Raw genomic sequence first — 25249 nt, 5'->3', positions numbered from 1 at the left:
ATACGCGAGACGATAACGGCTCCCGTGTATTCGGTGGCCGACCGTTTCCTGGCCCGCCTGGACGCCGCCTTCCAAGCGGCCGCCACCTCCCTGAAGGGGATATGGGCGATATTTACCGTAAATTCTCTTTTAGTTCCTGCGTGCTGCCCAGCGAGTCGAAATGCAACCGCCAGCACTCGCCTCGGTATCTCCCCGTGCACGTCACCGGAGGCCATCTACCCGCAGATTACCGGGCAGTTGACCTCAGGGTTTCGTGGTAGCGTCCTCGTCCGGAGGGACAGTACAACCTGAAAGGGAAATCGTGAACACGGAGAAGATCGCCGCTCGCCGCCTCTCGCTGGAAGAGGTGACGAAGCTCGACGTGAAGGACAGGATCTTCGTTTCCGCCGACACGGCAGAACTCAAACTTCCCGACTGTTATGTCCCTGCTTTTCTGACCAAGTCCGGTGAGTATTTCGAGGGCGGCTCGATCACGGCGAGGACCGTATTCCAGGAAGAGGTCTCCTGCCTTCCCGACGACGAGAATGAAGCCGGCATCTACGTGGCTGACGAGGGTGGCTCGGTGACCATCGAGGTACTCCAGTCCGCCGGTGTCGTGCTGGACCTGGCGCTTTTCGTCCCTGGTGGGGACAAGGGGGCCCTCTCGGCCCTTTACGCTGCGGCTCGGCAGGCGTTCGGCGCCGACATCGTGCAGATCTGGCGCCAGAGCCTCAAGGAAGTTCCCGACGTGAAGGTCGACATCTTCGAGGAGCAGATTCCCCGGGGGCGCAAGGCGGGCGACAGTCCCAAGCGTGACCGTCGCGCGATCGACACCTACCCCACCCGTGCGGACTTCATCGAGTTCTCCGCGGGGTGGAAGCCGGTCGTCGAGATTCACCGGCCGGTTGTCGACGACACCCCGACCATCTGAGGCGGCGTTGCCTCTCGATCCTGGTCCGAGGGAACGCCGAGAAATTCCTCGATGACCTCGTGAGGCAGTCCGACGTCCACTTCGTGATCGGGCGAGGCCGAGGAGCGTGAGGGGCCGGCGGGCGTCACGCGCATGACGGCGACGGCCGGAGGCGATGTTCTTCGCGCCGTTCAGTCGCAGGGCGCAGACCGCGATGTCGCGCCAGGTCGCCCTGGCGCGAGTGCGCGGTCGGTCCGCCACCGCGCACGCGGTTCTTCAGGGCCGTCGTGGACGACTTCGTGGAGTCGTCCGGGACGGCCGGTCCGCCTCAGCGCGGGACGTGAATGACGGTGTCCCGGAGGACGCCTTCCTTCAGGGCGTCGACGAACGCGGTGAAGGAAGCGGAAGGCAGGGAGAGGATCCCCTTGGCCGGGTCCTTCGAGTCGCGTATGGCTATGTGGGTGCGGCGGTTCGCTATCTCCAGGCAGGCGTTGCCCTCGCCGCCGCCGGAGTAGGACGACTTCCGCCAGATGTCGGGGGTGGCCATGGTGTGCCTCACAGCTCCTTCGCCAGCCGCTCGATGAAGTCACGTGAGCGCCCGGGCTCCAGTGACACTGCCTCCACTTTACGGAAGAGCGTTCGAAAGCGGGCGAGTTGTGCCTCCGCGTCGACGAACACGGTTCCGTGGGGACCGTCGCGTACCACGGTGTCGAGTTGGGGGACCGGACCGCCCGCGTACACCATGGCGCTTCCGGCTCCGGCGAAGCCGGTCAGGCCGAAGGGGACGACGCGCACGGTGATGTGGTCCGCCTCGGAAAGCTCCAGGACGCGGGCGAGCTGAGCCCGTGCGGCAGCGCGGTTGCCGACCATGATGCGCAGTGCCGCTTCGTGGATCACCGTCCTGTACGGCGTGGCGCTGGGGCTCTCGATGATGACCTTCCGCCTCATGCGGTGCTCCACCCGGCGCTCCAACTCGGTCTCGGGGAAGTCCGGGTTCATGTAGGAGAAGAGCGCCCGTGCGTAGTCCTCGGTCTGGAGAAGGCCAGGGATGTGCAGGAAGTCCACGTCCCATCGGTAGGCCGCGTGGTGCTCCAGCTCGGACAGGTCCAGGAACGACGTAGGCAGGTGCCCCCGGTACTCCTCCCACCAGCCGGTGGCGCGATCGGAGGCCATCGCTGCCAGTGCCTCGATCAAGTCGGCGTCGGAACAGGCGTAGTGGGCGGCGAGCCGTCGTACGCGTTCCTCGCTCACTCCTGCCGTGCCGAATTCGATCTGGCTCACCTGCGCCGAATCCGTACCGAGCAACGCGGCGGCCTCGCGCCCCTTGAGGCCGGCAGCCTCTCGCAGTTTCCGCAGCTCAGTGCCCAGACGTTGCTGGCGGGCTGTGGGTTCTTTCCTGCGCGCCATGGTTTCCTTCCCGGCGGCCCTGACTTCGCTGATGCGGCACCTCGTTGGGGTGGAAGACTACGGCAGCGACTTGCGGGGTCCCAAATTGTGGCCCTACTGTCGGTGACGCGCCGCACACGCTGCGAAACTCCGGGGCGCCGGAAGCGCACCGCTCCGTCGTGCCGTGGCGAGGTTCGCCGACATCCCTTTCTCTCGCAGGAGTTCCGTCATGCCTGAAAACGAGCCGTGGGAGTACTCCCTCTACATCCCGAACGACCCCCGCGCCGTCACCGTCTGCCGCCGAACCCTCCGCCTGATCCTGACCATGCACGGCCTCATCCGGCTGGTCGACACCGCGGAGCTGCTCGCGACGGAGCTGGTCTCCAACTCCGTACGCCACACCAAGGGGCCCGCGGCGCTGCGGGTGCGCTGGTCGGCCGGTGTGCTGCGGATCGGGGCGTGGGACACCAGTCCCGAACCGCCGCAGCAACCAGGGTTGTTGGAGCCGCACACCGAGGCGGAGGAGGGGCGCGGGCTTGCCCTGGTCCGGGCCTGTTCCGACCTGTGGGGGTGGCAGCCGCTCGCCAGGGACGGGAATCGTGGGAAGTACGTGTGGTGCGACCTCGTCGCGGCGTAGGTCCCCGTTCGAAGTTCATAAGATCTCGGTAGGCTCAGTACACCCCACCCCGCCGCCAACTCCCTCCACACCAGACCCAGGACACCCGCCATGCCGCGACGCCGCACATCAAGTTCGACGGGCAGCTCGACGAGCAGTCCGACGGTCCCGAGGAACCGCACTCCGCAACCCGTGCGCGTGCGGCGGCGCAGCTTCGGGGACTTCGTCAAGGCGTTCCTCGCCTTCGTCGCGTTGGTCGTCCTGGTCGTCGGGGTGCCGGGCGCGCTGGCCGTGTTCGTGGGGTGGCCGTTGCCGCACGGGGCGCCGAAGCTGGAGTGGCTCCAGCGGGAGATCACCGTCTCGACGTTCCTGCACATCCTGACGGTCGTGGTGTGGCTGGCCTGGGCGCAGTTCACCGCCTGCGTGCTGGTGGAGGTCAAGGCGGCGCTGTCCGGCATCGGCGTCCCCGGGCGGGTGCCCGGCGCGGGCCCCAGCCAGCTGCTCGCCCGCCAGCTCGTCGCCGCGCTGCTGCTCGTCGGCGCCACCGCCGCCAGTCTCACGCCGGGGCTCTCGCAGCTCGGGCACGGCCTGGAGGGCGGCCACAAGCCCGCCGTCGCCGCCGCCCAGGCGACCCCGGGACTGTTCGCGCAGCAGCAGGAGCAGGCCGCCGACACCGCCGCCGCGCTCGCCGAGCAGGCCTCGCACGCCGACGGCGGCAGCGGCGCCCGGCAGCACGGCGACACGAAGTACTACCGGATCCAGCCGCCGGAAGGGCGCCACCACGACTCGCTCTGGGAGATCGCCCAGCGCCACCTGGGCGACGGGCGGCGGTACAAGGAGATCTACGAGCTCAACAAGGACCGCGTGCAGCCCGACGGCTCCAAGCTGTCCGAGGCCAGCCTGATCCGGCCCGGCTGGATCATGGAGATGCCCGGCGACGCGCGCGGCGGCGAACTCGTCGAGATGCCCGACCCGGGCGCCGACGTGTCGCCGGAAGCGCAGCAGCAGATCCACGACTACGCCAAGAGCGGGGATCACGCCGAGCCCGCCGGACAGCACGGCGGGCAGGTGTCCGTGCCCGCGCAGCGGCCCGCCCCCGACGCGCCGCAGCACCGCGAGCACGCCGGCCCGGCCGCCGGCCAGGAGACCGGCCGGCAGACCGGCCACTCCTTCGGGCTTCCCGAAGCCCTGCTCACCGCCCCGCTCCTCGCCGCCGGTCTCCTCGGCGCCCTCGGACGCCGGCGCCGGCAGGCGCTGTGGCAGTCGGCGCTCGGCTCGGCCGGTGGCCGGCGCGGCATGGAGCCGCCCACGCCCACCGGTGACGCCGCCGACGCCCAGGACGCTCTCCTGGTCGGCGCCGACCCCGAGGCCGTACGGCTCCTCGACCGGTCGCTGCGCGGGCTCGCCGCTCAACTCGCCTCAGAATCAAGGCCGTTGCCCACCGTCTACGCGGCCTGGCTGACGGGCGGCGATCTCCACCTCCAGCTCGCCCAGCCCGCCGGGAAGCCGCCCGCGCCCTGGCAGCTCGGGCAGGACCAGACGTTCTGGATGCTGGCCCGCGCCGACGCCGAGCGGTACGAGGACGCCGAGACCGCCGCCCCGTACCCCGGTCTGGTCAGCCTCGGCACCATGGACGACTCGCGGCTGCTGCTCAACCTGGAGTCCGTGCCAGGCATCGTCTCCCTCAGCGGGCGCGAGGCCGACCGGGCCGCCGTCTTCGCGTCCGTCGCCGCCGAACTCGCCACCAACGGCTGGTCCGACCGCATGACGATCACCCTCGTCGGGTTCGGCGAGGACCTCACCCCGCTCGCGCCCAACCGGCTGCGTCACCTCGACGGCGTCGACGCCCTCATGGAGACCATGGAGGCCGAGACGCGGCAGCGGCGCGGCGCGCTCGGCGCGGCCGGGCACGACTCGGTACTGACCGGCCGCACCGGGCCCGCCCAGCACACCCGTTGGGCCCCGCACCTGGTCCTGCTCGCCGCCCAGCCGTCCGCCGAGGACGCCGTCAAGCTCGCCGAACTCGCCGCCGACGCGAGCCGCTTGGGCATCGGCTACCTCGTCGGCACCGAGACCGGCGAGCTGCCCGGCGCCGCCTGGGAGATGGAGATCACCCGCGAGGGCAAGCTGCTCGCGCCGCTGCTCGGCCTCGAACTGGAGGCGCAGCTCCTGCCGGTGGCCCAACAGCGCGCCGTCGTCGAGCTGTTCGTCGAAGCGGACCCCGAGCACGACCCCGACGGGCCCACCACCAGCCCACCGTTCCTCGTCGACATCAGCGAGCAGGGACGGCCCGCGGTGTACGCGCGACTGGTCGGGCCGTACGAGATCATCGGCCTCGACACCCCGGACGGCGAACGCAGCGCCCTGCTGCACGAGGCGCTCGCGCTGCTGCTGCTGCACCGCGAGGGCGTGCACCCGCGCGTGCTGTCGTCCGCGCTGTGGCCGCGCGGGGTCACCCCGGACGTGCGGGACGCGCTGCTGGAGCGGCTGGGCGCCTGGCTCGGGACCGACCCGGACGGCAGCCCCCGGCTGCGCACCGACGCGACCGGGCGGCTCACGCTCGCCAAGTCGGTCGTCTCGGACCTGGACGTGCTCCGCTCGCTGTACCACGAGGCCACGCAGGGCAAGGGCGTCGACAGCCGGGTGGTGCGCGGCCGGCTGCTCACCGACGCGCTGGTGCTGGTACGCGGACCGCTGCTCGCCGACCGGCCCGAGGGCCGCTACCGCTGGCTCACGCACGAGATCGTCGACGCCCAACTCCCGCTCCTGGTTGCGGACATCGGGCTCGCGCTGTCCGCGTTCCACCTGGAGAAGGACCGCGCGGAGCGGGCCATCGAGGCGCTCGACGCGGCCCTGAACTCCGCACCGGGTGACGAGCGGCTGTGGCACGAGCTGCTGCGCGCCACCCACGCCACCGGCGACGCGGACAAGCTGCGTGCCGTCGCCGCCGACCTGGTGGGCCGCAGCGGTGCGCGGGGCCTGCCGCCGCGCACCGAGGCGCTGCTCGACGAACTGCTGCCGTCGTGGCGCACCGGCACCGCCGCGGTGGGATGACCACGGCCGGGTCGAGCACGGCCGCGCTGGTCGCCGTCGCCGCGCTGTGGGGTGCGGCGGCGGGGGCGCTGCTGCCCCGGGCCGCGTACCGGTTCTCGGTGCCGGCGGGGGAGCCGTGGCGGGCGGAGTGCCCGGGCGGGCATCCGGTCGGCGGGTGGGCCGGACCGGCCCGGTGCGGGGCGTGTGAGCGGACGGAGGCGCGCTACGGCTCCGGTACCCCGGTCGCCGTCACCGCTCTCGTCTGCGCCGTGCTCGCCGCCGCCACCGGCACCCGGCCCGAACTCGCCGTCTGGCTGCTGCTCGCACCCGTCGCGGTGCTGCTGGCGGTGGTCGACGTGCGGGTGCAGCGGCTGCCCGACCCGCTCACCCTCCCGCTCGCGGGCGCCGCGCTCGCCCTGCTCGGCGCCGCCGCGCTCGTGCCGGAGCACGCCGGCGACTGGCTCACCGCGCTGTACGGCGCCCTGGCGCTCGGCGGCGCGTTCTTCGTGCTGTTCCTCATCAATCCCGGCGGCATGGGCTTCGGCGACGTGAAGCTGGCGGTCGGCCTGGGCGCGGCCCTCGGCTGGTACGGCTGGCCGACGCTGATGCTCGGCACGTTCGCCGCCTTCCTGCTGGGGGCCGTGTACGGCGGCGCGCTGGTGGCCCTGCGGCGGGCCGGGCGCAAGACGGCGATCCCGTTCGGCCCGTTCCTGATCACGGGCGCCTTCCTGGGCCTGCTGGTCGGGGCCTACGCGGCCTGACGTCGGCCGTCTGACACCGCTGACGTAGGCTGGTCCGGTCTGTCCACACCCTTGACGACTCCTGCGAAAGGGACGCCGGTGACCGAGAAGGCCGACCTTCAGTCCGTCCTCGACCGTGCCGCCGCCGGTGGGCGGATCACCCCCGAGGAGGCGCTCGCCCTCTACCGGGACGCCCCGCTGCACGCGCTCGGCGCGGCCGCCGACGCGGTACGCCGGCGCAAGTACGCCGGGATCGAGCACATCGCGACGTACATCATCGAGCGCAACATCAACTACACGAACGTGTGCGTCACCGCGTGCAGGTTCTGCGCCTTCTACGCCGCTCCCAAGGACACCGAGAAGGGCTGGACGCGCGACCTCGACGACATCCTGCGCCGGTGCGCGGAGACCGTCGAACTCGGCGGCACGCAGATCATGTTCCAGGGCGGCCACCACCCGGACTACGGCGTCGAGTACTACGAGAAGCACTTCGCCGCCATCAAGAAGGAGTTCCCGGAGCTGGTCATCCACAGCCTGGGCGCCTCCGAGGTGGAGCACATGGCCCGCATCAGCGGGGTCTCGGTGGAGGAGGCCATCACCCGTATCCACGAGGCGGGCCTGGACTCCTTCGCGGGCGCCGGGGCCGAACTGCTGCCCGAGCGGCCGCGCAAGGCCATCGCCCCGCTGAAGGAGAGCGGCGAGCGCTGGCTGGAGATCATGGAGGCGGCGCACCGGCTGGGCGTGGAGTCGACGTCGACGATGCTGATGGGCACCGGCGAGACCAACGCCGAGCGCATCGAGCACCTGCGGATGATCCGGGACGTGCAGGACCGCACCGGGGGCTTCCGGGCCTTCATCCCGTACACCTACCAGCCCGAGAACAACCACCTCAAGGGCCGTACGCAGGCCACGATCTTCGAGTACCTGCGGATGATCGCCATCGCCCGGCTCTTCCTGGACAACGTCCAGCACATCCAGGGCTCTTGGCTGACGACGGGCAAGGAGGTCGGGCAGCTGTCGCTGCACTACGGCGCGGACGACCTCGGCTCGATCATGCTGGAGGAGAACGTCGTCTCCTCGGCCGGCGCCAAGCACCGCTCCAACCGGCTGGAGATCATCGACCTGATCCGCAAGGCCGGGCGCGTCCCCGCCCAGCGGTCCACCACCTACGAGCACCTCGTCGTGCACGACGACCCGGCGAACGACCCGGTCGACGAGCGGGTCGTCTCGCACATCTCCTCGACGGCGATCGAGGGCGGCACCGCGCACCCCGAGTTGAAGATCCTGGCCTCCAACTGACGTAACCGTGCTGACCATTCACACGGCGGACGAGGTCCGCCCCAGCTGGGACGAGGGCTCCGAGCCCGTCAAGGACGGCGCCGTCCTGGTGTCGGGCACGCGCGTCGAGGCGGTGGGGCCGTTCGCCGTCCTCCGCGAACGTCACCCGGACGCGCGGGTACGGCGCTGGCCCGGCTTCCTCGGACCGGCCCGCGTCCACGAGGGCCCGCTGCCGGACGCCCCGAGCCCGCGCGAACGCATTCACGCGGTGCTGAAACTCGGCGCGACGGCGGTCACGGAGCAGCACGCCGCCTCGCCCGAACTTCGGGCCGCGGCTGAGCGCAACGAGGTGCGCGTACTGTCCGCGACGCCGACGCCGACGCCGGTTCCCCGCCTGGAGCCGGCGGCTCGCGCCGACCTCGCCGTCTTCGACGACACCGGCGCGTGCCTCGCCACGGTCTGCGCGGGCCGACTGGTGCACCGGCGCCGCTGAGCGTGCCGTCGGTGGTGCGGCGCCGTGCCCCGTCGGTCGTCTGCCGTGCCGTTGTGGCTGGTCGCGCAGTTCCCCGCGCCCCTTCGGGGCGCTGTCGACGTCGCCGTCTTCGTCGACATTGGGGCGTGTCTCGTCACGGTCTGGGCGGGTTGCCTGGTGCGCCGGCGCCGTGCCCGGTCGGTCGTCTGCCGTGCCGTTGTGGCTGGTCGCGCAGTTCCCCGCGGCCCTTCGGGGCGCTGTCGGACCGCAGGGGTTTTCCACCGGACCCGCTCAGCCCGCGAACGCCCTGCCGAAGGCGCCGGAACTCTGCTTCACGCCGCTGCAGTCGGTGGCCGCCTTGCCGGACGCCGCAGCGTCGCCCGGGCACTGCTGGTCCCGGAACGTCGACCACATCGACACCCAGGCGATCTTCTTCTCCTCCGCGAACGATCGCACCTGCGCCGCGTCGGCGAGCGTGAACGTCTCACCGGCCACGTCGTTGACGCCGATCATCGACGTCAGCGCCATGCCCTGCCAGGCGGCCGCGTCGGACAGCTCGAACACCTCCTTCAGCTGCGCGTGCGCGGCCTCGGCGGCGGCGAGGGCGTAGTCGCCCATGTCGCCGGTGTACGACGCGCCGTAGTTCATGGTCATCAGGTTCACCGTGGACACCTGCACGTCGTGCTCGTTCGCGGACCGCAGGACCGCCAGGCCGCGGTCGTCCAGGCCGGACGGCATGACCGGCAGGGTGAAGGTGACCTCCAGGCCGGGCCGGTCCTGCTGCAGCTTCGCTATCGCCTGCGAACGCAGGGCGATCGAGCCGGCGTCGGACAGCTGGCCGCCCTCGACGTCGAAGTCGGCCTTCGAGGTGCCCGCCGCGTCCAGCGCCTCGCCGTAGGCGCCGGCGAGCGCGGCGGCGCTGTCGCAGTCCGAGGCCAGTTCCTTGCCGGCGGCTCCGCCGAAGGAGACGCGGACGTCGGCGCCGTTCGCCTTCAGCTGCGAGATCCGGGTCTTCACGGCCGGGTCGCCGATGGCCTGCGTGCCGTTCCACATCGGGTCGCAGCCGCTGCCGGAGGAGAGCACGAACGCCAGGTTGTAGGTCGCCGGGGAGCCGGCGGAGTCGTTCTCCGAGGATCCCGTGGCACCGACGTACGGGGCGAACCCGTCGGCCGACTCCGCGGCCGGGGCGCTCGCCCGACCCGACGGCCCGGGCGCCGAGTCCGCGATGCCGTCGGGGCCCGCGGAGCAACCCGCCGTGGCCAGGGCGAACAGACAAGTGAACCCGGCCGCCGGCTTCAGCAGACTCCGCATGGGACATGCACCCGCTCTCGTGATCTTCATCTCAGGGTCGTAACCAGGCCTGATGCCAAAGGGAAACGTATGAGAGCGGCTCGCGTGCGGGAAATCCATGGAACATGTCGCGTGTTTCCCGCGAACAGGACCATCGGTCACCTGGCCGGTCAGCGTCATCGGATCACCGACAGGATCACGGCAGAGTCCGGAGTCATCAGCCGGTCCACGTCTGCGCTCCGCAACATGGGTACTCGGTGACGGACGTGGCGTACCCGGCAGCCGCACCGGAACCGAGCCGGTGACCGTACCGGAGCCCGCCCGGGCCGAAGCCGGTGGCCGGCGCGGCTCCCACCGACGCCGGGGCGGAGGAGGAGAAGCCTCCGCCCCGGCCCCCGGCCCCGGACGGCTGTGTCGGCTGGACCTGTTCGTGCCGCCGTGCGGCCGGGCGGGGGAGTGGCGGCGCGCGGGAAGCCCCGGCCCCCGCCGTGACGGCGTACTGCAACAATGGGCGCGTGACCCGCGCATCCCTGGACAAGCAGCCGCACGAAGTCGCCTCGATGTTCGACAACGTGGCGGAACGGTACGACCTGACGAACGACGTCCTGTCGCTCGGCCAGGACCGTCGGTGGCGCAAGGAGGTCGCCAAGGCGGTCGACGCGCGCCCCGCCCAGAAGGTCCTGGACCTGGCGGCCGGCACCGGGACGTCATCGCTGCCCTTCGCGCGGACCGGCGCCTACGTCGTCCCGTGCGACTTCTCCCTGGGCATGCTCCGGGTCGGCAAGAAGAACCACTCGTGGCTGCCGTTCACGGCGGGCGACGCCACCGGACTGCCGTTCCGGGACGACACCTTCGACGCGGTGACGATCTCCTTCGGGCTGCGCAACGTACGGGACTTCGACGCGGCCCTGCGCGAGATGCACCGGGTGACCCGGCCCGGCGGGCGCGTCGTCATCTGCGAGTTCTCACACCCGACCTGGGCGCCCTTCCGCACCGTCTACACCGAGTACCTGATGCGCGCCCTGCCGCCGGTGGCGCGCGCGGTCTCCTCCAACCCCGACGCCTACGTCTACCTCGCCGAGTCCATCCGCGCCTGGCCCGACCAGGCCGTGCTGGCCGGGCACCTGCAGAAGGCCGGCTGGTCGAAGGTGGCGTGGCGCAACCTCACGGGCGGGGTGGTCACCCTGCACCGGGGATTCAAACAGGGCTGACCACCGGGGATTCAGACAGGGCTGACGACGGCGTGCGGATCGCCCGGCTCGTCGAGCTCGCGCTGCAGTCCGCCCCCGGGCGGCCGCGGCACGCGCGGTTCGCGCACCCCGGCGCCTCCGCCGCCCTCCTGCGGGCCGAAGTCGAACCAGATGTAGACCACGGAGTCCCGCGGCACCGCGCCGCCCGGCGGCGGGTACTGCCGGACGACGTGGTCGACGAGGGTCCGGTTGAAGTCGGGCCGGTCCGCGGCGTGCAGGAGCAGGCCGCACGCCGCTGCCGTCTCGCGGGCGTCCATGGCCATCAGTCCGACCAGCCGCGGCACGCGCACTTCGGGTGTTACGGGCGTCATGTGCACAGATGTCACCCCCAGTGGTACTGGCAGGGTAACTCCGGCCGGGCGCCCCCCGGAAGCGCTGCGTGTTCATCCGTGGCAATCGGTCACTCAGAGCGACGAAAGCGAAGCCTGTGGGCCGCGGTCCGGTCCGAGGACCGGCGTCACAGCTCCAGCCGGTAGCAGCGCCCCTCCCGCTGCGAGGTGGGCGTGGTGAAGACCTCGACGAGGCGCATGCCGAGCCGTTCGATCACCGCGATCGAGCGCTTGTTGTCGGACAGCACCATCGCCACCACGCTGGGCACGCCCGCCGCGCGCAGCCGCTCCAGCGTCATCTGCGCGGCCGCGGTCGCGTATCCCTTGCCCCAGTGCTCCCGCCCGAGCCGCCACCCGATCTCGATCTCGCCCGTGGGGCCCCACTCCTGCGGCCACGGCTGCGCGCCGGTGAAGCCGATGACCCGCCCGGACGCGTCGAGCATGGTCCACAGGCAGAAGCCCAGTTCGGCGTCGTGCCGGCGCTGGCGGGCGGTCAGCTCCTCGTAGACCGACAACTCGGCGGGCTTGCCGCCGTGGAACTCCATGACGTCCGGATCGTCGAAGATCCGGTGCCAGGCCACGGCGTCCTCGTCGGTGGGGACGCGCAGCCTGACGACGGGCAGAGCATGGTTCACGGGGCAGCCCTTCAGCCGGTGATCGATACCGCTGAATAGACTGCCCATGTCCCGTGCCCCTCGGCACACAGATTTTCGAACTTGGGGAGATCCCGCCGTGACCGCCGTGACCGAGCCCCACTCCGAGCCCGTTTCCGAGCCCTTCTCCGAGAACACCGCCGATGTGATCGTCGTGGGCGCGGGTCCGGCCGGTTCCACGACGGCGTACCACCTGGCGAAGGCCGGACTCGACGTCCTGCTGCTGGAGAAGACCGAGTTCCCGCGCGAGAAGGTGTGCGGTGACGGACTCACCCCGCGCGCGGTCAAGCAGCTGGTCGCGATGGGCATCGACATCTCCGAGGAGGCCGGCTGGCTGCGCAACAAGGGCCTGCGGATCATCGGCGGCGGTGTCCGGCTCCAGCTGGACTGGCCCGACCTCGCCTCCTTCCCCGACTACGGCCTGGTGCGCAAGCGCGACGACTTCGACGAGCAGCTGGCGCGGCAGGCGCAGAAGGCCGGAGCGCGGCTGTACGAACGCTGCAACGTCGGCGCCCCGATCGTCGACGACCGCACCGGCCGCATCACCGGCGTGCACGCCAAGCTGGGCGAGGAGAAGCGCCCGGTCACCTTCCACGCCCCGCTCGTGGTCGCCGCCGACGGCAACTCCAGCCGCCTGTCCCTGGCGATGGGTCTGCACCGCCGCGAGGACCGCCCGATGGGCGTCGCGGTCCGCACCTACTTCACCTCTCCGCGCCACGACGACGACTACCTGGAGTCGTGGCTGGAGCTGTGGGACCGCCGCGGCCCCCAGGACCGCCTGCTGCCCGGCTACGGCTGGATCTTCGGCATGGGCGACGGCACGTCCAACGTCGGCCTGGGCGTGCTGAACACCTCCGACTCCTTCAAGGAGCTGGACTGGCGCGAGGTGCTGAAGGCGTGGTGCGCCTCCATGCCGGAGGACTGGGGCTACACGCCGGAGAACATGACCGGCCCGATCCGCGGCGCGGCCCTGCCGATGGCCTTCAACCGCCAGCCGCACTACACCAAGGGCCTGCTGCTGGTCGGCGACGCCGGCGGCCTGGTCAACCCCTTCAACGGCGAGGGCATCGCCTACGCCATGGAGTCCGGCCAGCTCGCCGCCGACGTCATCGTCCAGGCGCACGCGCGGGCCACGTCCGGCGGGCGTGAACTCGCCCTCCAGCGCTACCCGCGCGTCCTCAAGGACACCTACGGCGGCTACTACACGCTCGGCCGCGCCTTCGTGAAGCTCATCGGCAACCCGAAGGTCATGCAGATCGCCACCCAGCGCGGCCTGACCCACCCGCTGCTGATGAAGTTCACCCTCAAGCTCCTGGCGAACCTCACCGACCCCACGGGCGGCGACGCGATGGACCGCATCATCAACGGCCTGAGCAAGGTGGCGCCGCGTTCCTGATCACAGAGTCGGCACTCCGACGGAGTGTCATATGGCGCTCCGATAAAGGCGGGGCAATTACGGATCACCGTTTCGGTTTCTTTCGTGGAGGGTGACTTCCAATCGGAAACCGACATTCGAGTGGGCGAGTAGTGGCTGGTTTCGACCGGCTGAGTGCTTTCTCTGATCTGCGTGTCGCGGCCGAGTATGTGCAGCGGATCCGTCTCAGGGGGCGTGACCTGCTGATTCAAGGCGGTCTCGTTGATTACCGCTCGGTCCCGACGCTCGTTCCGGTGATTGTTATGTCGCGTTCCGTGGGTAATGTCGCGTTCCTCGGCAGGGGTTTCCCTGTGGTTCGAAGGAGGATCGATCAGTGAAAAGCATTGTTCGGGCCGTGGTGACCACGGTTCTGACCGCGGGGGCGGTGGTCGTGCCTTTGTCCGTGTCGGCGGCGGCCGTTCCCGGAGCCGCTGCCCGCGGTCCCGTCGTGGCGACGGGGGCAGACATTGTGGTGCGGTCGGTGCAGCGGTGCGACAGTCACCGCTCGCGGCACGATCGCAACGAGTCGGGCTGGGGCTGCTCCCGCAGCAGCCATCTCGAGTGGGTGAAGGGCCGCCACCGTCATCATCACCACCACTGGTCCTGTGACCGGCGGGGGCGTGGATAGTCCGGCGACCGCACAGGGCGCCGTCCGCCGGCACATGACAGTGACGGCGGACGGCGCCGACTTGTGCGGTGGAACCGCACCGCTTCGCGCTGCGGTCGCTGCACGCGATGTGCTGCCGGTTCCACGCGGCCGACTGCGGCTGCGGTGCCGTTCGGCACTGCCGCGCCGCAGGGAATCAGCGGCGGTAGATTGTCAGGACCGAGCCGTTGATTTCCATACGCCGCCTGCTGAGTTGTTCACCGCAGCGCAGGGCTGTGAGGCAGCCGCGCAAAGCGGCCATCTCTTCCCTGTCGAGAACCGCCAAGGCCATGTTCATCACGTCGGCCAGAGCCGAGGCGGTACTGCACTCGTGGAGTTCTTCCGAGAGCAGGATCACCGGTTCTCCCGTCGTGCCCCGGACGACGGCTGTGGTGGACGATCCCTGAACGACGAGCACATGCACCCCTCCCCCGAAACCTTGGCATCCAACCTGCTCGGCTCGGGCAGAAAGAGAGGATAGCCATAAAGTTTCGCTCTTTCATCTCTCCCGGACGGAATTATCCCGTGCTCGTGGCTTCTTGAAAGGGCGGCGGGCGTGCACGCGCGTCCGGGAACGTGCCCGGGACAGGTGAAGAGGCGTCTGTGCGCGGCCTGTTGCTCGCTTCGGGCCCGTGTCGGCGGATCCGTGAACCACGGGCGTGCGAATGTTTGTTTTGTTTTTCTGTTTGCTGCGGGACGGCTTTCGCGGTGTGGGCCGTGGTGGCGGCAGCGAGTGCCGGCCCCGTCTTCCGCGTCCCAGCGTCGGCGGCCCCGTCCGCATGGCCTGCCGCGGGCCTGTGCCGACCCGCCCTGTCCGTCCCGGCTGTGTTGTCCCTGCCTGGTTCCGTTGACCTGAGCTGCGTGTTCTGGGGCGTTCGGTAGGTGTTGGGCCGTGTTCTCATCCGACATCTCTTTTGGGGTTAAAAGAGTTGCCTGGGTGGTTTGCGTAGCGTCGCGACGTCCGCTAGTGTCCGGAGCCTCCGGACAAGATGTTCGGAGGCTCCGGACAACGGTGTGGGTGCCGGCCTCTGCATTCCGCGGGGGCTCTGGTGTCCGTGCCGTGCTGGAAGGGCGCAAGCCGGGCTGTTCGTCGGCCCGATGGTGCCCGTGGGCGGCTTCCGCGCGGCCTGACTCGACAGGCGCGCGGGTGACTGTTCATTCCAGGCGGGTGCCGACGGAAAGCCGGCACCCGCCCCGGAGCGGAATCGATGGTGGCTGCGTGCGGGTGGACGGTGCAGGGCCGTTGACCACCGCAACCGTACCCGGCTCCGGCCGGGCCCATCGGTTCCACATTCCTTAGGTGCAATAGAAAGGCGTTCTTCGTGAACATCGAACAGCTCGAGGGCGAGTCCGCGCAGCTGCTGCCCGGCCGTGAGGCGCTGGGGAAGTTCTCGTTCAACCTCACCAGGATCACCAACGTCACGCGCAAGGCCGCCTACGTGGACGCGCACAACGAGTCGCTGGCGGCCAACCAGCTCTCGCCGTTCGCGGTCGCCCAGTCCCAGGCCACCCAGGTCATCGGCATCTCCCAGTAAGCATCTGGGACACCGCATCCGGTAGCGCGTTTCCGGTGCCGCACTCGGGACCACAACCGGGTGCGGCACCCCTGCCCCAGACGGTATCGGGCTCGGTGTCGCTGTCGGCGCCGGAGCCGGGTGCCGCCGTCGGCGCGGTCGTCAGGACCGCATCCGGGATGCCGCAGCCGGTGTCGTAGGCGGCGTCGCAGCCGGTGCCGATCTAGGGCACCGCAGCCGGTGCCGCTCGAGGGCACCGCAGTCGGTGTCACATCTGGGTTGCCGTGGTGCCGTGGTGCTGTATGGGGCGAGTTGCCTGCCGGGCCGGTGCTCGCCGGCCCGGCAGGCGTCCGTCTGCCCGGGAAGGGTGTTGTCGCCCTGCGGGCGAGGCGGTCTCCGTTCGTGTCGTCGACAAGGAAATGAGGGCTTTCGTGAACTTCGACGAGCTTGAGGAAGAGTCCGCGCAGCTGCTGCCCGGCCGTGAGGCGCTGGGGAAGCTGAAGTTCAGTCTCACCCGGATGACCCGGGTCACGGCCAAGACCGTGGATGTGGCCGCGCACAACGAGTCGCTCGCGGCGAACGACGTTTCGCCGTTCGCGGTGGCGCAGTCCGAGGCGGCGCAATCGGTGTGCATCCGCCAGTAGTGGGCCGGGCTTCGTCGGGTTGTCTGTGACTGCACCGGGGCGGGCAGGTCCCGTCCCGGGGGGAGGAATGTGTGACGGTGGCCGGTGATCAGGATGTCGATGCTGTCGGTCTGCCGGGTCAGCCGCCTGGCGCCGCCGGGGTCTTGGCCGGTGAGGGTGACAGCCCCACGGTTCTGCTGCCGCCGGACACACGTACTCTGCGGCTGGGAGCGGTCGGCGGTGGCCGGCTGTCCCCGGCCGCGCCCCCGGCCCTGCGGCTGAGCCGTGGTCTGGAACGGATGGGCGAGTACAAGGGGTCGGGGTTCACCGAGCCGAAGTACCTGGTCCGCCGGGGCGACGGCCAGGTCATCCAGCTGTCGCGGCTGCTGTATCTGGTGGTGAGCGGTATTGACGGCACCCGTGACGCGGAGGCCGTCTCGCATTTCGTCAGCGCCCGCTACGGCGCGGAGGTCACCGTCGGCAACGTGTGCTATCTCGTCGAGAACAAGCTCACTCCGCTGGGTGTGGTGGTCGCGGCGGATGCGGATTCCGACGAGGCCGACGGCCCGCGTTCGGACCTGCTGCTGGCGCTCAAGGGCCACCGGGTGATCTTCGGTGACCGGCAGGTGGCGCGGATCGCGGCCGCACTGGCGTGGCTGCACCGGCCGCTGGTCGTGGCGGTGGTGCTGGCCGCCACGCTGGCCATGGACGTGTGGCTGTTCGCGATCCACGGGGCGATGTCGCCCGTGCTGCGTGTTCTCGAACAACCGGTCTGGATGCTGATCGTCTTCTTCCTGACCGTGGCCTCGCTGGTCTTCCACGAGTTCGGGCATGCCTCGGCGTGCCGTTACAGCGGCGCCACGCCCGGGAAGATCGGCTGCGGCATCTTCCTGATCTGGCCGTCCATGTACACGGACGTCACGGACGTCTACCGGATCGGGCGGGGCGGCCGTCTGCGGACCGGTCTCGGCGGTGTCTACTTCAACGTCATCTTCATGCTGGTGCTCACCGCCGCGTACACGGTGACCGGGCAGCCCCTGTTTCTCGCGGCGGTCTATCTCGCGCATTTCGAGGTCCTCGAGCAGCTGATGCCAGCGGTGCGGCTGGACGGCTACTACATCCTGGGTGACCTGGCAGGGGTGCCGGACCTGTACGGCAAGGTCAAGCCGATCCTGCTCAGCATGGTGCCGGGCCGTCCGGTGCATCCCGAGGTCGCGGACCTCAAACGCTCCGCCCGGGTCGTCGTCACCGTCTGGGTCGTCACCATGATCCCGCTCCTGTTGGCGGAGGTCGGCTACGTCCTGTGGAATCTGCCCCGCCTGCTCACCACGAGCCTGCGGTCCCTGGCCGACCAACTCACCGGCACCTACGCGGCGTTCGGCGACGGTCACTTCGGCGCGGGTGCGGTCGGCGTGATCGGCAGTCTGATGCTGGTCTTCCCGATGGCCGGAGGGGCCTATCTGGCCGTGCGGCTCGGCAGCCGTCTCGTTCGCAGCGCGGTGCGCGCCACCCACGGCAACACCCCGCTGCGGCTGCTGATCGCCGCCGTGGCGGTGGCGGGTGCCATGGTTCTGGCCGGGGCGTGGTGGCAGGGGGAGACCCCCCGGCCGCTTCCTCCCGCACCGCCGGCGGCTCCCGCGCTGCAGCCCGGTGTTCCCACCCAGCGCCCGACCTCCTCCACCGCGCACACGCCTCGGCCCGGCACTCCTTCCGCACAGGATTCCTCGGCGCCGCGCGGTACCACGAGACCCGGTCCTGCTGCCGACGCCACGTCATCTCCCACGGTGCACTCCCCCTCAGCCGCCTCCACCGGGACGCCGTCGGCCTCGGCGGGCGGGGACACGACCGGACCGGTGAAGACATCGCCCAAGCCTTCTGCCGGCAGCCCGTCACCGACCGCGACCAGTGCCGCGCCGTCGGTGTCGGCCACCGGCTCCGTTCCCCCGACTGCCTCCTCGCCCCCCGCGTCGGACGCCGGTTCCACGGCGCCGCGCTGAAAGAACCGGGATCGACCCCGCTCACTCGGGTCCACCCCCACGAACCCTGCCCACCCCCCACCTCCCCCCGCACCCCCCCCACCCCACCCCCGCTGTTTCTGTGAAGAGGAACGGACAATGACCCACCGCAAAGCACGCAACAGTTCCGTCATGAAGGCGGCTGCCCGCATCAGCATGGTGGCCACCGCGGGTATCGCCATGGCCGCGACGAGCACGACGGCGAGCGCGACCTCCGGCAACCTGTACATGTCTCGCAACATGTCCGCCGCCGTGGACATGGCCCGCACGCACGCCGACCGCGTACACGTCGACCAGTTCGACGAGTCCTTCCAGGTCCACGAGTTCGGGCCGCTGGTCGCGGTGACGGCGAACAACCGGGCCACGGCCGAGTCGGCGGGCTGCTCCCCGCTCGACCCGTGCCGGTCGGTCGCCCTGTCGTACCAGATCGTCACCACGGCCGGCCGCAACGCCCGGCTGATCAACGCCACGAACATCAGCCGGGCGGTCAACTACCACTGCGACAGTTGCCAGACCTTCTCCGGCGCCTACCAGTTCGTCGTCGCCACTCCGCAGAAACTCACGCTCAGCAGTGACACCCGCGGCCGGCTCGACGACATCCACCGTGAGGTGGCCGCCCTGAGGGCGTCGCATCTGTCCATCTCCGAGGTCCAGAGGCGCGCCGATGCGTTGGCGCAGCAGGTCAAGACCATCCTCGACCGCGAAGTGGCCTCGGCTCCGCGCACCGCGGGCGGTGACCCGCTGGCCGACTTCAACCCCACGGTCACCCTGCACCGCCACGTGGCCTGACCGAAGACGCGGCTGCCGGGGCGGAGTCCTGTCAGCACCGCCCCGGCAGCCGTGAAACCGGCCGCACCGGCCGGCCCCGACCCGACGCTCGCTCCCTGTCCCCGAGAAACCGCGTCCGAGAACGGACGGAAGGATCATGTCCCGCCGCTACCCTCCCGCCCTGCGCCGCAGGGCTTTGGACCTGCTGTCCGAAGGGCAGTCCGTCAAAGAGGTCGCCGTCGCACTCGAGATCGGCCGACAGACGGTGTACCGCTGGCGCCGCACGTATTTCCCCCACCCCGCTGACCGGCGCACTCGCTCCCGTGCCATGGAGATCGGGGCCGCTCGTGCCCGTATCGCCGAGCTGGAGAACCAGCTGGTCATCCACCGCCGGTTCACCGAGCTGCTGAGCGATGTGGTGCCCCCAAAAGACGGTTCGAGATCATCGAGGTGATGGCGGCGGAGGGCCATCCGGTCCGCTCGACGGCTGCGCTCCTGCACATTTCGGAGTCCGGCTACTACTCCTGGCGCCGACGCGGCCCCTCTCGCCGCTCGCTGCGTCAGGCCTGGCTGACCCACCTCATCCTGACCGTCCACAGATCCTCCGGCGGCGTGTACGGCTACCGTCGCGTCCACTACGAGCTGAACCACCGCTACGGCCTCAGCGTCAGCCACGGAACTGTGGAAATGCTCATGCGCCAGGCAGGCATCCAGGGGCAGCACGGCGCCCCACGGCTCATGCCGGCCTGCTTCGAGGACTTCGGATCCCGGGAAGAGGCGGTGAATACCGCCGTCACGGCCCCCGAGGGCCGGTGAACGGACCGCGCACCGTCCCCGGAACGTGCTCGCTCACATCGGAAGAGAAGGACAGCCGTGGACATCACGCCTGAACTGCCCATCACGCCGCTGCTCCGGCAGCAGCTGCCGCAAGGAGACCTTCCTGCCGCCCAGGCCCACCGAGTAATGCTCTACTGCGCTCTGGACGCGGCCTGCGTTCCCCCGCTGCTGCGGGACAACGACGCCATCGCCACCATCGCGGAACTGGACTATCCGGCGGTCCGTGCGGTGATCGACTGGGTCAGATCGGCCGGCACCCGGTCCTACTGACGCGGTGTACCGCCCTCGGTGTCCCCGCGATCACCTGACGTCGGCGTCGACTTCGTCCTCCGCGGCGCCGCGCAGGAGTGACTCGACCAGCACGGAAACATGCCTGCGGTCGGTGGAGCTGAGCTTTTGCACGCTGGCGATCAGGATCGCGACCTCCGGATCGGTGATTCCCGGGGTGTCCTCGAAATACAGGTTCACCCCGCAGGCTTCGGCAGCGGCCCGGTGCACAGGAGCAACCGGCACCCCCAGTCCTTTGGCCAGCCCCTCCAAGGTGGTCTGCTGGGGCATCTGGGCCAGTCGTTCGGAGGTTGCCAAGTGGTGGACGGTCGAGCGCGAGATGCCGCCGCGCCGGGCCACATCGCTGTAGGACCATCCGTGTTGCGTCAGCTGGTGCTTGATGAGTTCCTGCAGTGGGTTCGGCACTGCTCCGTCTTCCTGCTCAGAGGTCGCTTCCCTGTTCGGGTATCAGTGAGTCTAACGACCTGGTGCGATGTTGGTCTCGACCGCGTACCGTCGGATGCCGCTCACCGGGCCGTTCGTCCCACCCACGGATCCTGCCGCGAGCGGGGGAACGCACCACGCACGGACCAACGATCAGCTGATCGGAATGAAACGGGCCAGGGCCCGTCCGGCCCCGCGGGGCCGGCACCTGCACGCGTCCCGCACGCGTCCCGCACGCGTCCGGCGCATTTCCGGTATGCGCGGGTTCGGGGACGCCGGAAGGGCCGCTGCTCTTCCGGCTCATCCCTGCGCGGTGATCCCTGTGCGGCGCGGGCCGCCCGACCGTGCGGGACGGTGTTCAAGCGGCCGACGACCCGGGCTCCGGCGTCAGTGTGCAGCTCGTTCGCACCTCATCGCCGCCCCGGTACGCCGCTGACCCGCAGGAACCGAGGCGGCGCCCAAGGCGTGACTCAGCCGCTAGGGGTCAGCCGCTCAGCGCCTCGACGTTGGCGGCCCGGCGGGCGAACACCTCCTCCCGCCGGTCCGCGGCCTGCCGCAGGGCGTCGGCGCGGTCCCGCCTGGACAGCCGGTCCAGGTAGACCTGACCGTCGAGGTGATCGGTCTCGTGCGCCAGGCAGCGGGCGAAGTACCCGGTGCCCTCGACGGTGACCGGTTCGCCGTGCTTGTCCAGCCCGTGTGCCACGGCCCGGTCGGGGCGCGGCACAGCCATCATGGCGCCCGGGACGGAGAGGCAGCCCTCCTGCTCGTCGAGCAGCCTGCGCCCGGCGGGGTCGAGCGGTTCCAGCACCGGGTTGACGAGGTGACCGACGTGCCGGACTCCGTCGTCGTCCGGGCAGTCGTACACGAACAGGCGCAGGCCGACGCCGACCTGGTTCGCCGCCAGGCCGGCCCCTTCGGCGACGTACATGGTCAGGAACATGTCGTCGATGAGCGCGGCGAGGTCGGGCCCGAACTCGGTGACGTCCCGGCACGGCTTGTGCAGGACCTCCTCACCGACCTCGGTGATCCGCCGCACCCGCCCGCGCCGCGCCTCGGGGGCGAGCGGCGGATACGAGTCGACGGGCTTTCCCTGCACGAAGACACTGGGCATCGCTGTCTCTCCTTGTCGCGAGAACGCGGTGGAGGGACGACGGGGTCCCGCTCTGTCGGAGCCCCTCCCGTCCACCGCACCTCATGACAGCAGAGGACACGCGGCCCGCGCACGAGAACACCGGGCCAGGGGCGGCGCGGAGGCGTCCGGGGTGTGTTCAGGGCCGCTCCGGCTGATCCGGGCGGGCACGCTGGGGTGACGGGCCGTTGCAGGGAGCGTTGGGGCGCCGGGCTGTTCCCGGGCACGCCGACGCGCCGGGGCCGTTACCGGGGCGCGCCGGGAGGGCCGCTGCCCCCGAGCGGCTGCGGCCCTCCCGTGCGTCGGTCGTGCCGCGCGGTAGCGCGCGGTCGTGCCGCGCGGTCGCGTCAGCGCTCGCGCGAGCGCCGGTGTCAGCGCTCGCGCCGGTGGTGTGCCGTCACAGCACCCGCACCGCGCCGGTCGGCGGGTCGTAGGACAGCGGCCGCTCGACGACGCCCGACGACGGGTTCTGCGCGCCGACGAACATGCCGCCGCCGACGTAGACCGCGACGTGGTACGCGCTGCCCGCGCTGCCCCAGTACAGGATGTCCCCCGGCTGGAGGTTGCTGAGCGAGACCTGTGTGCCGACCGTCGACTGGTCCTGCGACACCCGCGGCAGGCTGATGCCGACCTGCTTGAAGGCCGTCTGCACGAGGCCGGAGCAGTCGTAGGCGGACGGACCGGTGGCGCCGGAGACGTAGGCCTTGCCGACCTGAGCCTTGACGAAGTTGACGATGGCGGCGGCGGAACCGGTGGCCGTGGACGTCGAGGTGCTGGTCGCGCTGGTGGCGAGCGTGGGCCGCTCGGCGGTGCGCGAGGCGCGCTCGGCCGCGGCCTTGCGGGCGGCCTCCTGGGCGGCCTTCTTCTTGGCCGCGGCCTTCTGCTTCGCCTCCGCGAGGTCCGCCTTGGCCTGCTTCGCGGCCTTCGCGGCTGCCGCGTCGCGCTCGGCCTGCAGCTGGTAGTTCGCGGCCGCCTGCTGCGTCGCGTCCGCGGACTGGGCGACCTGAGCGGCCAGGTCGGCCGTCAGGGTGGGCAGTTGCATGGTCTGCGTCGTCTCGGCGGCGCTCGCCGAGGCCGAAGCGCCCGCTGCCGCCATGCTGAGGACGCCACCGGCAACTCCGGCGCGCACCGCGATGTTCGTCGTCGCGTTGCGGCGGGGTTTCCGGTGGCTACGTATGTGAGCGGTGTGGGACATGGGTACAACCGGTATCAGGGGGTCCTCCATACCTTCAAGGAACGTGTGCTGCGCCACACTTGTTCAACGGAGGCCCCAAATCCCCCCTCCATCACTCTTTATTGACGTCGTAACGGACATTGCGGACGCGACCCCTCAGGCCCGTGATCACGGCCTTTCGCCAATAGGCCCGAATTGCCCCGCACCTACCATTGGTTGGACCGGATGGCCAAGCCCGCTTTTCGGGCGGCTCCCGCGGATGTGGCGGAGGTCACGCAACGGTCACGGCGCCGGGTGTGTCCCGCGCTTGGATCACGGCTTGATCGCGGCCGGGTCACGGCCCGGGTCCGCTCGTGAACGCGTGCACGCGTCCACATCGCGCCCGCCGCCTCCCTCCCGGGTGTGAACGGCACCCCTAGCAGCGCCCCGCGTCCAACACCAATTTGCATGCACAGGAATGCTCTTGATATGGGGCCCACCCCTGTGAGCTGCGCCGACGAACGAAAATGTCACCTCTGGTGATCACTCTGACGCATGTCGTACGAAGATCACGCCTGATCCAAGTTCATGATCCTTCGTCAGGTGGTGGAGATCACAAAGCTTGTGCAATACCCCGTGTCGCAGATCACAGACGGGCGGGCATAAGATGCGAGGCAGTTGGGCTTGTGACCTGCTTCACATGTTCGCGATCTTCGTCGGGACGGACGGGGTTCGTGTGACGGACGGGGCGGCAACGGGCCCGGCATCGCCAGCAGTCAGTGCCGACTGAGAGGAGCGAGGAGCGGTGAACGCGTATGCGCCCATCCTCGTACTGGGAGCCCTCGGGGCAGGCTTTGCGATCTTCTCCGTGGTCATGGCCACGCTGATCGGTCCGAAGCGGTACAACCGGGCCAAGCTCGAGGCCTACGAGTGCGGTATCGAGCCGACCCCCACGCCGGCCGGCGGCGGGCGCTTCCCCATCAAGTACTACCTGACGGCGATGCTCTTCATCGTCTTCGACATCGAGATCGTCTTCCTCTACCCCTGGGCCGTCACCTTCGACGCCCTGGGGATTTTCGGGCTCGTGGAGATGCTGCTCTTCGTGCTCACCGTCTTCGTCGCCTACGCGTACGTGTGGCGGCGCGGCGGCCTGGAATGGGACTGAGGGGCCTTTACAGACATGGGACTCGAAGAAAAGCTGCCGAGCGGCTTCCTGCTGACCACCGTCGAACAGGCCGCGGGCTGGGTGCGCAAGGCGTCCGTCTTCCCCGCCACCTTCGGCCTCGCCTGCTGCGCCATCGAGATGATGACGACCGGCGCCGGCCGCTACGACCTGGCCCGCTTCGGCATGGAGGTCTTCCGCGGATCACCGCGCCAGGCCGACCTGATGATCGTCGCCGGCCGGGTAAGCCAGAAGATGGCGCCGGTGCTCAGGCAGGTCTACGACCAGATGCCGAACCCCAAGTGGGTCATCTCCATGGGCGTGTGCGCCTCGTCGGGCGGCATGTTCAACAACTACGCGATCGTCCAGGGCGTCGACCACATCGTCCCGGTCGACATCTATCTGCCCGGGTGCCCGCCGCGGCCCGAGATGCTGGTGGACGCCATCCTCAAGCTCCACCACAAGATCCAGACCTCCAAGCTCGGCGTGAACGCCGAGGAGGCCGCCCGTGAGGCGGAGGAGGCGGCGCTCAAGGCCCTGCCCACGATCGAGATGAAGGGGCTGCTGCGGTGAGCGACGCGAACGGCAACGGGGTCAACCCCGAGAAGGACCTCAGCGCCTCGAACCTGCCCGGCCGGCGCGGCCAGGGCGGCGAGGAGATCCGCGTCCAGCGCGGCATGTTCGGCGCCAACAACGGCGGCGACACATCCGGCTACGGCGGCCTGGTCCGCTCGGTCCGGCTCCCGGGACCGGCGAGCCGTCCCTACGGAGGCTGGTTCGACGAGGTCGCCGACGAACTCGAGGGCGCGCTGGAGGAGCAGGACCTGCTGCCCGCCAACGCGATCGAGAAGACGGTCGTCGACCGCGGCGAGCTGACCTTCCACATCGAGCGCGAGCACCTGGTCCGCGTCGCCCGCACCCTGCGCGACGACCCGGCCCTGCGCTTCGAGCTGTGCACCGGCGTCAGCGGCGTCCACTACCCGCACGACAAGGGCCGCGAGCTGCACGCCGTCTACCACCTGCGCTCGATCACCCACAACAGGCTCATCCGCCTGGAGGTCAGCGTTCCCGACGGCGACCCGCACATCCCGTCGCTGGTCTCCGTGTACCCCACGAACGACTGGCACGAGCGCGAGACCTACGACTTCTTCGGGATCGTCTTCGACGGTCACCCGGCCCTGACCCGGATCATGATGCCGGACGACTGGCAGGGCCACCCGCAGCGCAAGGACTACCCCCTCGGCGGCATCCCCGTCGAGTACAAGGGCGCCCAGATCCCGGCTCCGGACCAGCGGAGGTCGTACTCGTGAGCGCCCACCCGTCCACCGGCCACCACCCCTC

The 25249-nt window shown here is 70.2% G+C and carries 27 protein-coding genes; 18 read left to right on the top strand and 9 right to left on the bottom strand.

Annotated elements, in window-relative coordinates:
• The first annotated feature begins 301 nt into the window (after positions 1 to 301).
• Positions 302 to 910 carry a hypothetical protein gene (locus VKA29_RS16280; RefSeq protein WP_324786346.1) on the top strand — a complete coding sequence of 203 codons (609 nt, stop codon included), beginning with the start codon at positions 302 to 304 and terminating at the stop codon, positions 908 to 910.
• A gap of 307 nt (positions 911 to 1217) precedes the next feature.
• On the opposite strand, the gene VKA29_RS16275 is transcribed toward VKA29_RS16280, so the two are convergent.
• Positions 1218 to 1436, bottom strand: a complete 219-nt coding sequence (locus VKA29_RS16275; protein ID WP_324786517.1) for a DUF397 domain-containing protein — start codon at positions 1434 to 1436, stop codon at positions 1218 to 1220.
• A gap of 8 nt (positions 1437 to 1444) precedes the next feature.
• Positions 1445 to 2296: a helix-turn-helix transcriptional regulator gene (locus tag VKA29_RS16270; RefSeq protein WP_324786344.1), complete on the bottom strand. Its 852-nt coding sequence runs from the start codon at positions 2294 to 2296 to the stop codon at positions 1445 to 1447.
• Positions 2297 to 2504: 208 nt separating this feature from the next.
• On the opposite strand from VKA29_RS16270, the gene VKA29_RS16265 reads away from it, so the two are divergent.
• From VKA29_RS16265 to VKA29_RS16245, 5 genes are all read left to right on the top strand, one after another.
• A complete protein-coding gene (locus VKA29_RS16265; protein ID WP_324786343.1) occupies positions 2505 to 2912 on the top strand; it encodes an ATP-binding protein in 408 nt (135 codons plus the stop codon).
• Positions 2913 to 3002: 90 nt separating this feature from the next.
• Positions 3003 to 5945: a BTAD domain-containing putative transcriptional regulator gene (locus VKA29_RS16260; protein ID WP_324786342.1), complete on the top strand. Its 2943-nt coding sequence runs from the start codon at positions 3003 to 3005 to the stop codon at positions 5943 to 5945.
• Positions 5942 to 6685, top strand: coding sequence for an A24 family peptidase (locus VKA29_RS16255; protein ID WP_324786340.1), 744 nt, complete (start codon positions 5942 to 5944; stop codon positions 6683 to 6685). Before VKA29_RS16260 ends, VKA29_RS16255 begins: the two co-directional genes overlap by 4 nt.
• 78 nt (positions 6686 to 6763) lie before the next feature.
• Positions 6764 to 7963: a cyclic dehypoxanthinyl futalosine synthase gene (gene mqnC, locus VKA29_RS16250; RefSeq protein WP_324786338.1), complete on the top strand. Its 1200-nt coding sequence runs from the start codon at positions 6764 to 6766 to the stop codon at positions 7961 to 7963.
• A gap of 7 nt (positions 7964 to 7970) precedes the next feature.
• Positions 7971 to 8435, top strand: a complete 465-nt coding sequence (locus tag VKA29_RS16245) for an imidazolonepropionase-like domain-containing protein (protein WP_324786337.1) — start codon at positions 7971 to 7973, stop codon at positions 8433 to 8435.
• A 270-nt stretch (positions 8436 to 8705) separates the two neighbouring features.
• On the opposite strand, the gene VKA29_RS16240 is transcribed toward VKA29_RS16245, so the two are convergent.
• Positions 8706 to 9725, bottom strand: a complete 1020-nt coding sequence (locus VKA29_RS16240) for a chitinase (RefSeq protein ID WP_324786336.1) — start codon at positions 9723 to 9725, stop codon at positions 8706 to 8708.
• 494 nt (positions 9726 to 10219) lie between these two features.
• On the opposite strand from VKA29_RS16240, the gene VKA29_RS16235 reads away from it, so the two are divergent.
• Positions 10220 to 10915 (top strand): demethylmenaquinone methyltransferase, encoded by a 696-nt coding sequence (locus VKA29_RS16235; RefSeq protein ID WP_324786334.1) that lies wholly within the window; start codon positions 10220 to 10222, stop codon positions 10913 to 10915.
• An 11-nt stretch (positions 10916 to 10926) separates the two neighbouring features.
• Here VKA29_RS16235 and VKA29_RS16230 read toward each other — a convergent pair whose 3' ends face one another.
• A complete protein-coding gene (locus VKA29_RS16230; RefSeq protein ID WP_324786333.1) occupies positions 10927 to 11265 on the bottom strand; it encodes a PASTA domain-containing protein in 339 nt (112 codons plus the stop codon).
• Positions 11266 to 11411: 146 nt separating this feature from the next.
• Positions 11412 to 11966, bottom strand: a complete 555-nt coding sequence (locus VKA29_RS16225) for a GNAT family N-acetyltransferase (RefSeq protein ID WP_324786332.1) — start codon at positions 11964 to 11966, stop codon at positions 11412 to 11414.
• Between VKA29_RS16225 and VKA29_RS16220 the strand changes: the two genes are divergently transcribed.
• Complete coding sequence (locus tag VKA29_RS16220) at positions 11965 to 13332, top strand: geranylgeranyl reductase family protein (protein WP_324786331.1); 1368 nt, start codon at positions 11965 to 11967, stop codon at positions 13330 to 13332. The two genes, VKA29_RS16225 and VKA29_RS16220, sit on opposite strands and share 2 nt — an antisense overlap.
• Positions 13333 to 14153: 821 nt before the next feature.
• On the opposite strand, the gene VKA29_RS16215 is transcribed toward VKA29_RS16220, so the two are convergent.
• A complete protein-coding gene (locus VKA29_RS16215; protein ID WP_324786330.1) occupies positions 14154 to 14414 on the bottom strand; it encodes a hypothetical protein in 261 nt (86 codons plus the stop codon).
• A 904-nt stretch (positions 14415 to 15318) separates the two neighbouring features.
• On the opposite strand from VKA29_RS16215, the gene VKA29_RS16210 reads away from it, so the two are divergent.
• The 7 genes from VKA29_RS16210 (at position 15319) to VKA29_RS16180 (ending at position 20023) form a co-directional block, all read left to right on the top strand.
• Complete coding sequence (locus VKA29_RS16210; RefSeq protein WP_324786328.1) at positions 15319 to 15531, top strand: hypothetical protein; 213 nt, start codon at positions 15319 to 15321, stop codon at positions 15529 to 15531.
• A 410-nt stretch (positions 15532 to 15941) separates the two neighbouring features.
• Complete coding sequence (locus tag VKA29_RS16205; protein WP_324786327.1) at positions 15942 to 16154, top strand: hypothetical protein; 213 nt, start codon at positions 15942 to 15944, stop codon at positions 16152 to 16154.
• 278 nt (positions 16155 to 16432) lie between these two features.
• Positions 16433 to 18130 (top strand): hypothetical protein, encoded by a 1698-nt coding sequence (locus VKA29_RS16200; RefSeq protein ID WP_324786326.1) that lies wholly within the window; start codon positions 16433 to 16435, stop codon positions 18128 to 18130.
• A 117-nt stretch (positions 18131 to 18247) separates the two neighbouring features.
• Positions 18248 to 18937, top strand: coding sequence for a hypothetical protein (locus tag VKA29_RS16195; protein ID WP_324786324.1), 690 nt, complete (start codon positions 18248 to 18250; stop codon positions 18935 to 18937).
• Between the two features lie 136 nt (positions 18938 to 19073).
• Positions 19074 to 19370 (top strand): helix-turn-helix domain-containing protein, encoded by a 297-nt coding sequence (locus tag VKA29_RS16190; RefSeq protein ID WP_324786323.1) that lies wholly within the window; start codon positions 19074 to 19076, stop codon positions 19368 to 19370.
• Positions 19370 to 19732 carry an IS3 family transposase gene (locus VKA29_RS16185; protein WP_324786322.1) on the top strand — a complete coding sequence of 121 codons (363 nt, stop codon included), beginning with the start codon at positions 19370 to 19372 and terminating at the stop codon, positions 19730 to 19732. Before VKA29_RS16190 ends, VKA29_RS16185 begins: the two co-directional genes overlap by 1 nt.
• Positions 19733 to 19789: 57 nt before the next feature.
• Positions 19790 to 20023 carry a hypothetical protein gene (locus VKA29_RS16180; RefSeq protein WP_324786321.1) on the top strand — a complete coding sequence of 78 codons (234 nt, stop codon included), beginning with the start codon at positions 19790 to 19792 and terminating at the stop codon, positions 20021 to 20023.
• A gap of 30 nt (positions 20024 to 20053) precedes the next feature.
• Here VKA29_RS16180 and VKA29_RS16175 read toward each other — a convergent pair whose 3' ends face one another.
• The 3 genes from VKA29_RS16175 to VKA29_RS16165 form a co-directional block, all read right to left on the bottom strand.
• On the bottom strand, positions 20054 to 20446 hold the full coding sequence (locus VKA29_RS16175) for a helix-turn-helix transcriptional regulator (RefSeq protein WP_324786320.1): 393 nt from the start codon (positions 20444 to 20446) through the stop codon (positions 20054 to 20056).
• Positions 20447 to 20948: 502 nt separating this feature from the next.
• Positions 20949 to 21575: a peptide deformylase gene (def, locus tag VKA29_RS16170; RefSeq protein ID WP_324786318.1), complete on the bottom strand. Its 627-nt coding sequence runs from the start codon at positions 21573 to 21575 to the stop codon at positions 20949 to 20951.
• 415 nt (positions 21576 to 21990) lie between these two features.
• Complete coding sequence (locus tag VKA29_RS16165; RefSeq protein WP_324786317.1) at positions 21991 to 22788, bottom strand: C40 family peptidase; 798 nt, start codon at positions 22786 to 22788, stop codon at positions 21991 to 21993.
• 763 nt (positions 22789 to 23551) lie between these two features.
• Here VKA29_RS16165 and VKA29_RS16160 point away from each other — a divergent pair.
• The 3 genes from VKA29_RS16160 to VKA29_RS16150 are packed head-to-tail and all read left to right on the top strand — an operon-like array spanning position 23552 to position 25218.
• Complete coding sequence (locus VKA29_RS16160) at positions 23552 to 23911, top strand: NADH-quinone oxidoreductase subunit A (RefSeq protein WP_003992243.1); 360 nt, start codon at positions 23552 to 23554, stop codon at positions 23909 to 23911.
• A 15-nt stretch (positions 23912 to 23926) separates the two neighbouring features.
• Entirely contained in the window at positions 23927 to 24481 is a 555-nt protein-coding gene (locus VKA29_RS16155) for a NuoB/complex I 20 kDa subunit family protein (protein ID WP_324786313.1), read from the top strand.
• Positions 24478 to 25218 carry an NADH-quinone oxidoreductase subunit C gene (locus VKA29_RS16150; protein ID WP_324786312.1) on the top strand — a complete coding sequence of 247 codons (741 nt, stop codon included), beginning with the start codon at positions 24478 to 24480 and terminating at the stop codon, positions 25216 to 25218. The genes VKA29_RS16155 and VKA29_RS16150 overlap by 4 nt, the downstream gene beginning before the upstream one ends.
• The last annotated feature ends 31 nt before the right edge of the window (positions 25219 to 25249 follow it).

The sequence above is a fragment of the Streptomyces sp. H51 genome, from assembly GCF_035656535.1.
GTDB lineage: Bacteria > Actinomycetota > Actinomycetes > Streptomycetales > Streptomycetaceae > Streptomyces.
The sequence above is the reverse complement of the archived record's forward strand: the minus strand, read 5'-3'. Positions and strand labels throughout refer to the sequence as shown.